Origin of the sequence: Pseudoclavibacter sp. RFBJ3 (genome assembly GCF_002931375.1) — a bacterium.
GTDB lineage: Bacteria > Actinomycetota > Actinomycetes > Actinomycetales > Microbacteriaceae > Pseudoclavibacter.
Genome location: NZ_PSXZ01000015.1, coordinates 72287 through 86177, shown reverse-complemented (window position 1 = coordinate 86177; position 13891 = coordinate 72287). Strand labels below are relative to the sequence as shown.

13 protein-coding genes are annotated in these 13891 nt (G+C 70.0%); 6 read left to right on the top strand and 7 right to left on the bottom strand.

All coding sequences use genetic code 11. The annotated features are described in order from the left end of the window. Position 1 precedes the first annotated feature (1 nt). Entirely contained in the window at positions 2 to 550 is a 549-nt protein-coding gene (locus C5E07_RS14155; RefSeq protein WP_104300103.1) for an NUDIX domain-containing protein, read from the top strand. A gap of 124 nt (positions 551 to 674) precedes the next feature. On the opposite strand, the gene C5E07_RS14150 is transcribed toward C5E07_RS14155, so the two are convergent. The 3 genes from C5E07_RS14150 to C5E07_RS14140 are packed head-to-tail and all read right to left on the bottom strand — an operon-like array spanning position 675 to position 3718. Next, on the bottom strand, positions 675 to 1682 hold the full coding sequence (locus C5E07_RS14150) for a DUF4333 domain-containing protein (RefSeq protein WP_104300100.1): 1008 nt from the start codon (positions 1680 to 1682) through the stop codon (positions 675 to 677). 48 nt (positions 1683 to 1730) lie between these two features. Further along, complete coding sequence (locus tag C5E07_RS14145) at positions 1731 to 2636, bottom strand: hypothetical protein (protein ID WP_104300098.1); 906 nt, start codon at positions 2634 to 2636, stop codon at positions 1731 to 1733. Then, complete coding sequence (locus C5E07_RS14140; RefSeq protein ID WP_104243700.1) at positions 2636 to 3718, bottom strand: serine protease; 1083 nt, start codon at positions 3716 to 3718, stop codon at positions 2636 to 2638. Before C5E07_RS14140 ends, C5E07_RS14145 begins: the two co-directional genes overlap by 1 nt. 145 nt (positions 3719 to 3863) lie before the next feature. Here C5E07_RS14140 and C5E07_RS14135 point away from each other — a divergent pair, with 145 nt between their 5' ends. After that, complete coding sequence (locus C5E07_RS14135) at positions 3864 to 4949, top strand: LLM class flavin-dependent oxidoreductase (protein ID WP_258063969.1); 1086 nt, start codon at positions 3864 to 3866, stop codon at positions 4947 to 4949. 3 nt (positions 4950 to 4952) lie between these two features. Further along, on the top strand, positions 4953 to 6632 hold the full coding sequence (locus C5E07_RS14130; RefSeq protein WP_104300096.1) for a methyltransferase: 1680 nt from the start codon (positions 4953 to 4955) through the stop codon (positions 6630 to 6632). A 45-nt stretch (positions 6633 to 6677) separates the two neighbouring features. Here the strand turns inward: C5E07_RS14130 and C5E07_RS14125 are convergent, their stop codons facing one another. Continuing rightward, positions 6678 to 7619: a 2-hydroxyacid dehydrogenase gene (locus C5E07_RS14125; RefSeq protein WP_104300094.1), complete on the bottom strand. Its 942-nt coding sequence runs from the start codon at positions 7617 to 7619 to the stop codon at positions 6678 to 6680. Between the two features lie 130 nt (positions 7620 to 7749). Here C5E07_RS14125 and C5E07_RS14120 point away from each other — a divergent pair, with 130 nt between their 5' ends. From C5E07_RS14120 to C5E07_RS14110, 3 genes are read left to right on the top strand one after another with little or no spacing between them, the layout of a single operon-like run. Next, on the top strand, positions 7750 to 9198 hold the full coding sequence (locus tag C5E07_RS14120; RefSeq protein WP_104300092.1) for a GntP family permease: 1449 nt from the start codon (positions 7750 to 7752) through the stop codon (positions 9196 to 9198). A gap of 39 nt (positions 9199 to 9237) precedes the next feature. Continuing rightward, positions 9238 to 10488, top strand: a complete 1251-nt coding sequence (locus C5E07_RS14115) for a CaiB/BaiF CoA-transferase family protein (protein ID WP_104300090.1) — start codon at positions 9238 to 9240, stop codon at positions 10486 to 10488. Continuing rightward, positions 10485 to 11417: a hydroxymethylglutaryl-CoA lyase gene (locus C5E07_RS14110; RefSeq protein ID WP_104300088.1), complete on the top strand. Its 933-nt coding sequence runs from the start codon at positions 10485 to 10487 to the stop codon at positions 11415 to 11417. Before C5E07_RS14115 ends, C5E07_RS14110 begins: the two co-directional genes overlap by 4 nt. Positions 11418 to 11426: 9 nt before the next feature. On the opposite strand, the gene C5E07_RS14105 is transcribed toward C5E07_RS14110, so the two are convergent. The 3 genes from C5E07_RS14105 to C5E07_RS14095 are packed head-to-tail and all read right to left on the bottom strand — an operon-like array spanning position 11427 to position 13827. Next, on the bottom strand, positions 11427 to 12230 hold the full coding sequence (locus C5E07_RS14105) for an IclR family transcriptional regulator (RefSeq protein WP_104300085.1): 804 nt from the start codon (positions 12228 to 12230) through the stop codon (positions 11427 to 11429). A gap of 49 nt (positions 12231 to 12279) precedes the next feature. Next, on the bottom strand, positions 12280 to 12819 hold the full coding sequence (locus C5E07_RS14100; protein ID WP_258063967.1) for a hypothetical protein: 540 nt from the start codon (positions 12817 to 12819) through the stop codon (positions 12280 to 12282). 21 nt (positions 12820 to 12840) lie between these two features. After that, positions 12841 to 13827 carry a CPBP family intramembrane glutamic endopeptidase gene (locus C5E07_RS14095; RefSeq protein WP_104300083.1) on the bottom strand — a complete coding sequence of 329 codons (987 nt, stop codon included), beginning with the start codon at positions 13825 to 13827 and terminating at the stop codon, positions 12841 to 12843. Positions 13828 to 13891: the final 64 nt, after the last annotated feature.

Sequence of the window (13891 nt, the reverse complement as noted above, 5' to 3'; positions counted from 1 at the left end):
CATGCCCATTCCTGAGTTCGTCGCCGAGCTGCGCGCCAAGATCGGGCCGGAGCATCCGCTCTGGCTTGCTGGTTCGACTGCCGTCATCATCCGCCCCGCGATGGCACCCGCTGGTGTGCCCGCTGCCAGCGGTGAGGAGGTGCTGCTCGTGCGGCGTTCCGACAATGGGGTGTGGAGCCCGGTGACGGGCATCGTCGACCCGGGCGAGCATCCGGCGACGGCTGCCGTGCGGGAGAGCCTCGAGGAGGCGATGGTCGAAGTCCGCGTCGAGCGGCTCGTGCGCCTCAGCGTCTCGCCGAAGATCGTGCACGCGACGGGTGACCGCGCCCAGTACTGCGACCTGGTGTTCCGCTGCTCCTGGGTGTCCGGGGAGGCGGCGGTCGGCGACGACGAGTCGGTGGATGTCGCCTGGTTCCCCGTGGATGCCCTGCCCGAGATGCCCGAGCATCTCGCCTCCCGTGTGGCCGTCGCCGTCGCGGACCGGCCCGAGTGCGAGCTGCTCGTGGACGGGGTGCCGCTGCCGATCGTCGGACCCGGAGGCTCTCGGTAGGCGTTCTGGCGCCGGTCGCTGGTGCTCGTCCTGGCGCGCGCCCGTGTGAGTGCGGGGTGCGGGGTGCGGGGTGCGAGGTGCGAGGTGCGAGGTGCGGGGTGCGGGTGGAGTTTCCCCTGCCGGGCTACTCCGGGGCGCCGACGACGACCTGGCCGTCGGCTGACGAGACGGTGACGGTCACGGACTGCTCCTGCTCGGCGTACGTGAACGTGCATTGGAACTCGGCGCCTTGATCGGCCTTGACCTGCTCTGGGCAGACGACGTCGGTCACCTCGACGAGACCGAAGTCGTCTTGCAGCACGCGCGTGACCTCAGCCTGCAGCGGCTCCGCGGCGAGCACGCTGCCGTTGCTCTGTCCGATGAAGTAGCCACCGAGACCTGCGATGAGCGCCGCCGCGGGAATCGCGAGGATCAGGAGCAGACGAGAGTTGCGCTTCGGCTTGCCTGCCGGAGCCAGCCCTGGCCCTGAACCGAACTGCTGGCCTTGGACGCCGGGCCCTTGGGTGCCTGGTCCTTGGGTGCCTGAGCCTGGGTAGCCAACCGGCGGCTGCTGGTAGCCGAAGCCCTGCTGTGTCGAGGATGCGGGAGCTGGCACCCCGTAGGTGGCGCTCGGAACACCGTAGGCGGCGTTCGGGGTCGCATACCCGGAGCCATACCCGGAGCCGTACCCGGAACCATCTCCAGGTCCGAAGCCGGACGCCGATGCCGCGTGAGCGCCGGAACCGTACGCGCTGGGGGTTGACCTCGCGCCTGGTGCCGTCCCGAACTGGCTGGTCTGGTTGGTCTGGCTGGTCTGGCCGGCCTGACCGGCGTTGCTCGCACCTGGCGTCGCCGATGCGGCCGGGTACCCGGGCTGGGGGTACGGCTGGCCGTACTGCGAAGGCTGCTGATGCTGTGCCGGCTGCTGGCCCTGACCCTGCTGGCCCGGCGCATATTGCTGGTTCTGGCCCTGGCCCTGGCCCTGGCCCTGGCCCTGGCCCTGGCCCTGGTTCTGGTTCTGACCGTAATGCTGTTCCGGCCCCGACCCCTGGCCGGGCCCGTGCGGTCGATGAGCCTGCTGCCCCTGCTGCGGGTCGCGCGGATCGTTGGGGTCGCGCGGCCTCTGCGGGCCGCCCTGCGGTGGGAAGGTCATCGTGGTTCCTCCAGCTTGCTTGCTGCGACGTGCATGAGCGGGCCCGGCCTAACCGGTTCTCGCGTTCCCGATCGCATCCCAGAACGCGCTCGCCTGATCTGCAGTCACATTGGTCACGTACTGGGGCGCGAGCGACGCGGGGTCATCCGGCAGATCGTCGGCAGTCGGCGTGCCCGTGATCTCGAATCCGAACTGCACCTCGACGTCGAGCGATGCCGCATCCATCGTGCCGTTCACCTCGATCTTCTGCACGATGCCATCCGTGCCGACCCACACGTGCAGGGGAAGCAGCGTGCCGAGCTCATCGTCGCTGAGCTGCGAGCGGAGATCGTCGCCCAGCGTGTACAGCCCGGCCTCCTCGAGCGAGTCGAACGTGACCGCCGACGTGAAGTGCTTGCTGCCATCTGCCGAGACCTCGAGCTTCTCGGGAAGCTCCTCGCCGTTGCTCTCCTTCGACAGCTGCCATGCCTTCACCAGATTGCACATGTAGATGACGGTGCCGAGGATGCACGTGCGCTGCGGGTCGTTCGCGCGGTCGAGGTCGCCCATCGGCAGGCGTGCCCACGGGGTCGAGACGACCGTCGTGTATGCGCTGCCGAAGAGGTAGTAGGTGTAGTCGCTGCCAGCGATGTGGACCTCGTCGATGGAGGTTCCCGCCTCGGCGGTCGACTCCTTCGTGACGTAGGACGCGCCGACCACGCTCGTCTCGTGCTGTGTGCTGAGCGTTGCCCCGGTCGAGGCCTTGCCGTGCGTGTAGGCGGTGGCGGAGAAATTCTCGACCTTGGCGAGGCCCTCGACGAGGGAGTCGCCGAGCAGCTCCGCGCCGGTGTCGGCGTGGTACTCGAGCTTCGCCTCGTGGTTCGCGACCGCTGTCGGGGTCGTCGTCGCGCATCCGGAGAGCACGAGCCCGACGAGCAGCGCGGTCGCACCTGCGATGAGGCGTTGGGTGCGCATCAGGACCCCCCGAGCTCGTTGTACAGCGACAGCGCGGTCTGGCCGAGCACCGAGCCCTCCCACCGGAACGGCGGGTTTGCCGACGAGAGGACTGTCGACGAGGTTGCGGCGACGTAGCCGGCCCCGATCGCCGTGTCGTAGTAGACGAGCCAGGCCCCACCCGAGCCTCCGGGCGTCATGCTGCACATGTGGGTGTACCCGCCTGCTGAGCCCTCCCGCCACTGGCTGGAGGCGCACATGTACTCCTCAGAGCCGTCGTAGGGGCTCGCACTCGGATAGCCGACCTGCGTGATCGCCTTGGCCGGGACCCCGAAGGCGATGCCCTGCCCGCCCGTCACGTCCTGGATGCGCTTGCCGTCTTTCTCCTCCATCACGAGGAACGCGAAGTCGTTGTTCCAGCCCTCCCCGTACACGCCCTGGTCGCCGTAGTTGGCGTTATCGAGGAAGTGCTGCGGGATGCTGTAGTCGGTGGCTGCCCAGCGACCGTACGGCTGCTCGGCCCCGTCGCCGCGGTCGCCGGGGATGAAGACGACGTTGCTCGCGATGGCCTTGTTGCTCTCGAAGTCGACGAGGCAGTGCGCCGCCGTGACGACGATGTTGCGCTCGCCGGAGTTCACGACCGTCGCCGAGCACACCGCGAGACCGCTCGCGAACGACATGTACAGGCGACCGAAGGTGGATGCGCCGAGCCCGGCACGGTCGTAGGGCACCGCCTCCGAGACATCTCCGTAGCCGTTCGCCGACTCGGCAGCGGGCACCGGGGTGGTCGGCGGGACGAACGCGCCGGTCGCCGGGTCGCCGACGCCGACCGTGATGCCGTTGTCTGGTGCCGTGTAGTCGAAGCCCTCGGCGTTCTTGAACATGTCGGGGTCTGACCAGAAGTCGTGCGATTCCTGCGCCGAGGACTCGAACGAGTCGCGCAGGCTGACCGTGCCGCCCTCGATGGGCGCGTCGACGGCGTCGTACCCATTTGCCGAGGGAGTCGCCGTCGCGCTCACCGAGCACCCCGCGAGCAAGGCGACCGCAGCGAGCGCGCCGATGCTCGCGAGCAGAGCCCGTGGTCGGCGGCGGTGTCGGGTCATGGGATCTCCTTCGGCACGCTGGGTATGCCGTTCGTTGTCATGCTACGCAGAGCCACCGACACTCAGGCCGCGAACCTGCCGAAAACCCCGGTGGTGGGGACTTCTCCCCGTGAGGCTGCCGAGGCCATCCAGGAATAGCGGCGGGATGGTGCGCGTTGCCCCGACCATGCCAGGAACGCCCACGCTCTCCGTGCTCGACCTCATCCCCGTTGCCGAAGGGCAGTCGAGTGCCGACGCCGTGGCCGCATCCGCCCGCCTGGTGCGGCGAGCCGACGAGCTCGGGTACCACCGCTACTGGGTCGCCGAGCACCACAACACCGAACTCGTCGCCTCGACGACACCGCCCGTGCTGCTCGCGGCTCTCGGCGCGGGAACGCAGCGTATCCGCCTCGGCTCGGGCGGCGTCATGCTGCCGAACCACGCACCCTTCGTCATCGCCGAGCAGTTCGCGACCCTCGAGTCGCTCTACCCCGGGCGCATCGACCTCGGACTGGGCCGCGCGCCCGGCACCGACCCGTTCACCGCCGCCGCGATGCGTCGCGATCTCTCCCGTGATCGCGTCGACGAGTTCCCCAACGACGTGCTCGAGCTCATGGGCTACCTGGGCGATGTGAGGGCGGAGCACGACCGTGAGGTGCTCAATCGCCTCCGAGTCAGCCCGGGGGCGAAGACGAATCCCCAGATCTGGCTCCTCGGCTCGAGCCTCTACGGGGCAGAGCTGGCCGCCGCCTTCGGCCTGCCGTACACCTTCGCGCACCACTTCGCGATGCACGCTGACCCGAAGGCCGCCGCCGACCACTACCGCGACCACTTCGTGCCGTCGCCCGTGCTCGCCGAACCGCACTTCATGGTGTCGGTCTCCGCGATCGCCGCGGAGACGGTCGATGAGGCCACCCGCCTCGCGCTCCCCAGCAGGGCGGCCATGCACCAGATCCGGTTCGGCCGCCCCACGAGGGTCCTCTCCCCAGAGGGCGCCGCCGCGTACGCGGACCGGATGCAGGACCGCTCCCTCTACGACGCGACGACCGGCACGCAGCTCGTCGGGACCCCCGAGATGGTCGCCGACGGCATCGACCGCCTCATCGAGCGCACGGGGGCCGACGAGGTGATCCTCGCCGCCACGACGCACGACGTGGAAGTGCGGATCCGCACGATCGAGGCGATCGCGGAGCTGCGCGATCCGGCAGCCTGGGAGCCGCGCGCGACTGTCGGTGCACATCCGCATAATTGACGGGTGACTTCCCACGCGCGCCATGCCTCTTCCGCCTCCACTCCTGACGACTTCACGTTCGACGACCCGAGCGACGCCCCCGACAGCACCGACGAGGCGCTGCTCCGCGCGCTCGCGGTGACATTCGCCGGCGCTGGCTTCACCGTCGACGGGGTCGAGTCGCGTCTGGGGGCCGAAGCGGCGGATGCGCTGCACCGCGACCTGCTCGAGCCTGCGTCGTTCGCCCTCTCGCGTGAGCCGGACGACGCGCTCTCCGCGCTCATCCGCCTGTTCGTGCTCGCGGAGACCGTCGAGGCGGGCGACGTCCCGGCACTCGACAAGTTGCTCGCGGCCCGCCTCGTTGCTCGCGTCCCGCGCCTGAGCCCCACGGAGTCGGCTCAGGAGGCCAGCGCCGAGGAGCTCGCGGACGAGCTCGTGGTCGCACTCGTCGACGTGCGCCCGTACGCGAGCGAGGGCGTCAACGGCAGCGTCGAGATGTGGGTCGCTTCCGACCTCGGCGGTGTGCAGCTGGGCCGCGACCAGCCGCTGCGCCGCGACCACGTCGTCGGCATCGGGCCGGCGACGACGCTGCTCGCCCAGCTCACCCCGCGGGAACCCGTCGCCCGCGCCCTCGACCTCGGCGTCGGCATGGGCGTGCAGACCATGCACCTGCTCGCCCACACCAGGCACGTCGTCGCGACCGACATCTCGGAGCGCGCCCTCGCGTTCGCGAAGTTCAACCTGCTGCTCAACGCCGAGGCGCTCGGCATCGCCCCCGGCGGCCTCGAGGACCGCGTGAGCCTGCGCCTCGGAAACATGCTCGAGCCCGTCGCCGGCGAGCACTTCGACCTGTTCGTGTCGAATCCGCCGTTTGTCATCACGCCCCGACGCGAGGGCGAAGGCGGAAGCGACCAGTACACGTACCGTGACGGTGGCAAGCCGGGTGACAGCATCGTCGAGGGGCTCGTGCGCGACCTCGGCACGGTGCTCGCTCCGGGCGGCGTCGCCTGCATGCTCGGCAACTGGGAGGTGCGGGAGGGCGACGCCAACTGGCACTCGCGCCTCGAGACGTGGCCCGCGAACGATGTCGACCTGTGGGTCGTGCAGCGCGAGGACGCGACACCGGTGGAGTACGCCGACATGTGGTTGAAGGATGCGGCTGAGAACGCCGAGCTCTCGAGCTGGCAGCACGCCTTCCGCCGCTACCTGCAGGACTTCGCGAGCCGCGATGTCGAGCGCATCGGCATGGGCATGTTCTTCCTCCGCCGCACCCACGAGGGCGCCGTCGGCGGTCCGCTGCGCCGATTCGAGCACCTCACGCACGCGCTCGGCCACCCGCTCGCCGCGCACATCCGCGACGGCTTCGAGGCCATCACCTGGCTGCGCGGGGTCGACGACGACGAGCTCTTCGACGAGCCGCTCGTCGTGGCCGCCGACGTGACCGAGGAGCGCCACTCGCGGCCAGGCGACGAGGACCCGAGCATCATCATGCTCCGCCAGGGCGCGGGGTTCCGCCGCACCATGTCGATGTCGACGGAACTCACCGGCTTCGTGTCGGTGTGCGACGGGGAGCTCGTCGGGTCGCAGATCGTCACCGCCATCGCATCGCTCGTCGATGTCGAGGAAGAGGCCCTGCGCGCGAGCCTCGTGCCCGACGTGCGCGAGCTCGTGGCGCTCGGCTTCCTCGAGCCGCGCTGGCGATAGGAGGTCAGCCGGGCCGGCGACGCCGAGCGTGCTCGCTTCCCGCCGTCATGGGTGCGCCACGACGTTCTCCGGCGCCTCGCCGGCCAGAAGCGCGCGCAGCTGGCGGTCGATGAGTGCGACCATGCGCGGATGCATCGCCGAGGAAGCGCCCCCGACGTGCGGGGTGATGAGTGCGCCGTCGAGATCCCAGAGCCGGTGCCCCGGCGGCAGCGGCTCGGGGTCGGTGACGTCGAGGGCGGCCCGGATGCGGCCGGCCTCGAGCGCGGCGATGAGCGCCTCCGAGTCGATGACTGGTCCGCGCGCGACGTTCACGAGGAGCGACCCCTGTCGCATCGCGGCGAGGAAGCTCGCATCGACGAGGTGTCTGGTCTCGTCGGTCAGCGGCACCGTGAGGATCACCACGTCTACCCCGGGGAGCAGCGCCTCGAGGCTCGAGATGGGGTGCACGCGGTCGGGCCCGCCATCGGCTCCGCGGGCGGAGCGCGCGAACCGGAGCACGTTCGCCTCGAAGCCGCTCAGTCGATGCTCGATGGCCTTGCCGACGCCGCCGTATCCGACGATGGCCACCGTGCGGTCGGCGAGGCTCTGGCCGGGCTGCTGGTGCCACACGTGCCGCTGCCCCGCCGTCGTGTACTCGGGGATGCGGCGGAGCGACGCGAACGTGAGCCCGAGTGCGAGCTCGGCCGTCGAGGCCTCGTGCACGGAGCGCGCGTTGGCAACCGTGTGACCAGCGGGCAGGTGGGCGAGCACGTCCTCGTACCCGATCGTCTGGGCCTGGACGAGTCGCGTCGTCGTGCGCCCGAGGCTCGCGGTGAGGCTCGGGTCCTGCTGATAGGGGAGCACGACGAGGTCGATGTGCGGGGCGGGTGACGGCGTCGTCAGATCCCAGGTGATGCACTCGAGGCTGGCGGCGATCTCGAGCTGCGTGATCGAGGCCGCGAGGGCGGGGGTCGGCACCGAGACGAGGAGCTGTTCGCTGCGGGTCACGATACGGGCTCTTGCTTACATAATGAGTTCATGCACATAATGTAAGCCAGACGCGGTCCCAGGCCAAGCAACTCCTGTTCTCCCCCAGCGAGGCCGAGACCGCGCGAGACCCCACCTCGATTGGACGACAATGACGTCAGAGATCATCACGATCATCCACACGGCGATCGCCATCCTCGGCGTCGTCGTGCTCATCACGCGCTTCCGGCTGAACCCCGCCGTCGCCCTCGTGATCGGCTCCCTCTACCTGGGACTCGCCACGGGGCATCCGCCGACCGAGACCATCGGCACGATCACCGGCGGCTTCGGGGAGATCATGGCCGAGGTCGGCCTCCTCATCACCTTCGGCGTGCTGCTCGGCTCGATGCTCAGCGAGATGAACGCCATCCAGCGACTCGTCTCGCACCTGCTGCGCATCTTCGGCCCCAAGGGGCTGCCGTACGCGATGGGGCTCACGATCGGCACCGTGCTCCAGTCGATCTTCCTCGACGTGCTCCTCGTGATCTCCGCGCCGCTCGCTCGCAAGATGGCGCCGCTCATCGGCAAGCACGGCACGCCACGCATCGCGACGGCCCTCGCCATCGGCCTCGAATGCGGGATCGTCTTCATGGTGCCCGGCGTCGCAGCCCTCGCGCTCGCGGGCGTGCTCGGTGTTCCCCTCGGACAGATGCTGCTCTTCGGCCTCATCGTGATCGTGCCGACCATCGTCATCTCGATCTTCATCATGACGCTGCTGTTCCGCATCGGCTTCTGGAAGGAGAAGCTGGACGAGACGCAGCCCGTCGAAGGTGAGGACGGAGCGGACGACAGCATCGACGCCTCCCCAGAGCCCGTCGCGCCCCTCAAGACCGAGAGCATCCCAGTCGGCGACCGACTCAGCAAGGTCGGCGGCGTCCCCCGCGGCGTCGCCGTCGCCGAGCGCACCACGACCTCCGAGCCGAAGCTCATCCTGCTCTTCGCGCCGCTCCTGCTCTGCCTCGGCCTCATCGCGACGGGCGCGATCCTGCAGATCGTCGGCGTCGAGATCGACGCGCTTGTCCTCGTGACCGACCCCGTCTTCGCGCTGCTCCTCGCCGTGCTCGGCACGAGCATCATCGGCAGGCTCACGGTCGGCGGCAAGGCGGTCGAGAAGTCGGTTGTCGCGGGCTTCCGCGAAAGCGGTCAGATCCTCATCCTCACCGGGGTGGGCGGTTCGCTCGCGGCGACCGTCGCGGCGACCGGCCTCGGCGACATCCTCGGGCAGGCGTTCAGCGCCAACAGCTTCGCGCCGCTCCTCATCGTCTGGGCCATCGCGGCCGTGCTGCACATCGCCGTCGGCTCGGTGACGATCTCGGCGATCACCGCCGCAGGCATCCTCGCGCCCATCGCGTCCGTCATCGGCCTCGACCCGATCCTCATCGCCCTCGCGGCGGGAGCCGGCTCGCTCTTCGCGGTGCACGTCACCAGCAACACGTTCTGGCTCCTGCAGTCGTTGCTCGGACAGACGACACGGGGCACGCTCAAGACATGCACCGTCGGTGTGTCCGTCGCCTCGGTGGTCGCGTTGCTCGTGACCCTTGTCCTCAGCATCTTCATCTGACCCGCACGCACCGACCGATCACGTCCGGAAAGGACCGACATGCACACCAACGCCAAGATCGCCCCGCTCGCGGGAGTCCGCGTGCTCGAGCTCGGGAACTTCATCGCAGCCCCGACGGCAGGGCGGATGCTCGCCGACTTCGGCGCCGAGGTCGTCAAGGTCGAGCGGCCCGGAACGGGAGACGAGCTGCGCTCGTGGCGCCTGCATCCCGGTGCGACGACGTCCATGCTGTTCCACACCATCAACCGCAACAAGAAGTCGATCACCCTCGATCTCCGGACCGAGGAGGGGCGGGATGCGGTGCGCGCGCTCGCCGCCGACTGCGACGTGGTCCTCGAGAACTTCCGTCCGGGCACCATCGAGCGGTGGGGCATCGGGCCGGACGTGCTCAACGAGATCAACCCGGAAATCGTCATCGGCCGTATCTCCGCTTTCGGGCAGACGGGGCCCCTCTCGAGCCGGCCGGGGTTCGCCGCCGTCGCGGAGGCCATGGGCGGGTTCAGGAACCTCGTCGGCGACCCCGACCGCGCCCCGGTCCGCGTCGGCGTCTCGATCGGCGACTCCATCGCGGGCGTGTACGCCGCCTACGGCGTGATGATGGCGATGTTCCAGCGTGAGCAGCGCCGCGGCGCCGGCCTCGAGCCGGCCCCGCTCGAGGAGCGCGTCATCGACGTCGCCCTCAACGAGGCCATGTTCTCCATGATGGAGTCGCTCATCCCGGACTACCAGGCGCACGGGGTGGTGCGCGAGCGGGTCGGCGGGCGCATGGAGGGCATCGCCCCCACCAACGCGTACGTGTGCGGGGATGCGAAGAGCGTCGTGATCGCGGGCAACGCCGACGCGATCTTCGTGCGCTTCATGGGCATCATCGGGAGAGACGACCTCGCTCGCGACCCGGGCCTCGCGACCAACAATCTCCGCTGGGATCGGCGCGACGAGCTCGACGCCGCGATCGGCGCGTGGACGGCGACGCTCCCGGCCGAGGAGGTGCTCGACATCCTCGACGACGCCGGCGTCCCCTCTGGCCCGATCTACACTGCCGAGGACATCAGCGCGAGCCCGCAGTACGCGGCCCGCGACATGATCCAGAAGTTCGACGTGACCGACGGAGACACCACCGTCGAGGGTGTCGGCTTCCCCGGCATCGTCCCGGTCCTCGGCGGCGCCTCCCTGCCGATTCGCACGCTCGCCCCCGGGCTCGGCCAGGACACGGAAGCGGTGCTCGCGGCCTACGCGGGCCGCAGCGGGCAGACCCAGACCGACGACAGCAGCAAGGTGGACGCACGATGAGCCAGAACCCGATCACCTCCGCGCGTCTGCGCGACGTCACCCTGCGCGACGGCCTGCAGCTCACCGGCAAGCTGCTGTCGACCCAGCGCAAGGTCGAGCTCGCGCGCGAGCTCTTCTCGGCCGGGGTGCCAGAGCTCGAGATCGGCTCGATGGCGCGCGGCGACCTCGTCCCGCCCATGGCCAACACGCTCGAGGTCATCGAGGCGCTCACCCCGGAGGAGCTCGAGCACAGCTGGGTGTGGGTCGCGACCCCGCGGCACATCGAGAAGGCCGCGGCCGCCGGGGCGAAGAACTTCCAGTACTGCTTCTCGGTCTCCGACGCCCACAACCAGGCGAACATCGGGCGTACCACCGACACGAGTCTCGCGGCCATGCCGGACGCCGTCGCCCTGACCCGTCAGGCCGGCGGGCGCATCCAGCTGTGCCTCGCGACCTCCTTCACGTGCCCCTTCGACGGGCAGGTCGACCCGGACCGGGTCATCCGGATCGCCAACGACCCCAGGGCCGAGGGCGCTGAGGACATCGTCATCTGCGACACCCTGGGCCAAGCGCACCCCGGACAGGTGTCCTCGCTCATCTCCAGGGTCGTCGCCGAGTCGCCGAAGCGGGAGATCGTGTTCCACGGCCACGACACCTGGGGTGCGGGCGTCACGAACTCGATCGCGGCGGTCCTCGCGGGTGCGAGCGTCGTCGACGGCGCGCTCGGAGGGCTCGGCGGATGCCCGTTCGCTCCGGGGGCCAGCGGCAACACGGCCACGGAGGACCTGCTCTTCGCGATGCGCCCCGAGTGGCTCACTCCGGCGGCGTTCGCCCAGATCGTCCGCGAATCGGAGGCGCTGCTCGTCGACCTCGAAGAGCCGAACCGGTCGAAGGCCCGCCAGGGTGCTCGCTCCAAGGCCCCCGCGTTCGAATGGGTCGTGCCGGCGTAGGCTGCGCCGCTACTCGGCGGGAGCGCGACCGCCGATGAGGCGCGTCGCGCGTTCGGCCGTCTCGACGAGCATCGGAGCCCAGTCCTCGAGCATCTGGGGCTGGATGCGGGCGGCCGGCCCGCTCACCCCCAGCGCCATCCGCACCCGACCGCTCGGCTCGAACACCGGGGCCGCCACCCCGACGAGCCCGTCGATGCGCTCGTTGCGGGTGATCGCGAACCCGTCGTCCCTGGTCTGCTCGAGCACGGCACGCAGCTCGACCGGGTCGGTGATGGTGCTCGCCGCGAGGTCCGGGATCGGCCCGGCGAGGATGCTCTCGCGGAGGTCCGCGTTCCAAGCGAGCAGGACCCGGCCCGCGGAACCGACCGTGAGCGGCGCGACCTTGCCGACGTGCACATCCTGCTTCAGCTCATGCCGCGTCTCGTCGACGGCGATGCAGACGCGGTAGTCGTCGTCCGCCCGGAAGAGGGTTGCGCTCTCGCCGGTCGCCTGACGCAGCTCGCGCAGGAGCGGCGCGAGCAGGTCGATCGCCTTGATGCCGCGAACGGCTGGCGCAGACCAATACGCCATCCGCAACCCGATCCGGAACCGGTCGTCGTCGCGGTCGAGGAAGCCCTGCGCGACGAGATTCGTCACGAGGCGCTGCGTCGTGGAGGTGGGGAGACCGGTCTTCGTGCGGATCTCCGCGAGCGACAGTGAGGGCGACTCAAGCGTGAAGCTGTCGAGGATGTCCGTGATCTTGCCGAGCACCAGCAGCGGAGCGACGCCCGAGTTTCCGGTGGCTGGCGGGGCTGCGCTGCCGGAATCAGTCATACATGGAATCTAGAGCATCGGCTCGCTCGATCGCCCACGACGGCGTGGTTCAGCGCTGGCCCCGAGCGTCGTCGCGCCGGAACGGGGTGAGCAGCTCGCGCCGGTCTCGCCACGCGGCGGTCGACCAGAGCGCCAGCGCGATGAGCAGCACCTGGAACGGCAGGCGGATGAGCCGGGCCGCGTCGGTATCCAGGCCGAATGCGTCCGTCCCCGTGACGTACTGGGAGATGTTGCCGGGGAAGACCGCCAGGAAGAACGCGGCGACGACGAAGCCGACGGCGACCCGCCAGCGGCCCGCCGCAATGAGCGCCAGCCCCAGCAGCACCTCGACGACGCCGGAGGCGAGCACGACGAAGTCCGCGTCGAGCGGCAGCCACGTCGGCACCTGCGCCTGGAACTCGGCGCGTGCGAACGACAGGTGCGCGGCCCCCGCGAACAGCAGGAATCCGCCGAGCACCACGCGGGCGATCGTCCGCGGCACCGAGGTCCGGGGCGTGCGCCCCGCGTGCGTCGTGCGCGCGTCCTGTGGCGCGCTCGGCGGCACGCTGGAGCCGGCCGGTCGGTGGTCTGCTGGCGGTGAAGTCTGCATCCGCCAAGTCTGCGCCCTCCGCTACGGGTGCACCTGCGGGTTGACCTGGTGCAGCTGCGGCGCCACCCGCGCCGGCGCGGGCTTGGGCGGCGTGAACTGCTTCGTCGCGAGGAGCACGGCCACGAAGATGAGCGGCACGATCCATCCGGTCCAGCCGAGGATCGTGGCCTGCGTCGTGTCGACCCGCTCGCCGGCCGCGGCGAACAGCAGGTACGAGCCGGCTGCGGCGTTGAAGGCACCGTGCGCGAGCGCGGCCGGCCACACCGATTCCGAGCGTATGCGCAGCCACGCGAACACGGCCCCGACGAGGATGCACATCCCCGTCATCATGGTCAGCCCGAGCCATCCTGGCGCATCCACGTAGTTGTAGCCGAGGAGGATCAGCGGTGCGTGCCAGAGGCCCCAGATGACGCCCGAGATGAGCAGCGCGGGGACGGTGCCGAGCCTCAGAAGCTTCGGGAGCAGCCAGCCGCGCCACCCCAGCTCCTCGCCGAGGGCGGGGATGAGGTTGAGGAACGCGCCGACGGGGATGCTCACGAGCTGCAGCAGCATGAGCACGGCAACCGGGAGGGGGAGCTCGAGGTTGCCGACGCCCTCGGCGGCGAGCTGCTCGTCGAGCATCGCATGGAAGCCGGAGAAGTTCACGAGGTCCATGGAGTAGACGCCGAAGAGGGCGCCGATGGGCAGGGCGGCGAAGATGAGGGCAACCGGGACGACGACGGCGAGCGCCAGGTACGCGATGAGTCTGCCCGCCGGCTTCAGCGGCACGAGGCCGAGCGCGCGCCACGGCCGTGCAGGGCGTTCGACGGCGAACACCGTGACGAGGGCGGCGATGGCCGGGGTCAGCATCATGGCGATCGAGATGACGGGGAACCAGGGGTTGGCGAGCCCATCGCCGAGCCAGAGGGGGAGCGCGACCAGCCAGGAGAGGCCGAACGCCAACGCCAGGAAGACCCCGACGGAGAGCTTGTCGCGGGTGGACGGTCTGGTCGGCGTTGTCGTCTGCACCGTTCCAGCCTGTCGTCACCGAACGCGTCCTGTCAAAGAAACGCGAGCAACGCGGCGAGAAGCG

Excerpts from the sequence above, each read along its gene's own strand:
- C5E07_RS14105 (WP_104300085.1), bottom strand. The coding sequence starts at position 12,230 with ATGACTGATTCCGGCAGCGCAGCCCCGCCAGCCACCGGAAACTCGGGC.
- C5E07_RS14120 (WP_104300092.1), top strand. The coding sequence starts at position 7,750 with ATGACGTCAGAGATCATCACGATCATCCACACGGCGATCGCCATCCTC.
- C5E07_RS14145 (WP_104300098.1), bottom strand. The coding sequence starts at position 2,636 with ATGCGCACCCAACGCCTCATCGCAGGTGCGACCGCGCTGCTCGTCGGG.
- C5E07_RS14100 (WP_258063967.1), bottom strand. The coding sequence starts at position 12,819 with ATGCAGACTTCACCGCCAGCAGACCACCGACCGGCCGGCTCCAGCGTG.
- C5E07_RS14135 (WP_258063969.1), top strand. The coding sequence starts at position 3,864 with ATGGTGCGCGTTGCCCCGACCATGCCAGGAACGCCCACGCTCTCCGTG.
- C5E07_RS14110 (WP_104300088.1), top strand. The coding sequence starts at position 10,485 with ATGAGCCAGAACCCGATCACCTCCGCGCGTCTGCGCGACGTCACCCTG.
- C5E07_RS14140 (WP_104243700.1), bottom strand. The coding sequence starts at position 3,718 with ATGACCCGACACCGCCGCCGACCACGGGCTCTGCTCGCGAGCATCGGC.
- C5E07_RS14155 (WP_104300103.1), top strand. The coding sequence starts at position 2 with ATGCCCATTCCTGAGTTCGTCGCCGAGCTGCGCGCCAAGATCGGGCCG.
- C5E07_RS14115 (WP_104300090.1), top strand. The coding sequence starts at position 9,238 with ATGCACACCAACGCCAAGATCGCCCCGCTCGCGGGAGTCCGCGTGCTC.
- C5E07_RS14150 (WP_104300100.1), bottom strand. The coding sequence starts at position 1,682 with ATGACCTTCCCACCGCAGGGCGGCCCGCAGAGGCCGCGCGACCCCAAC.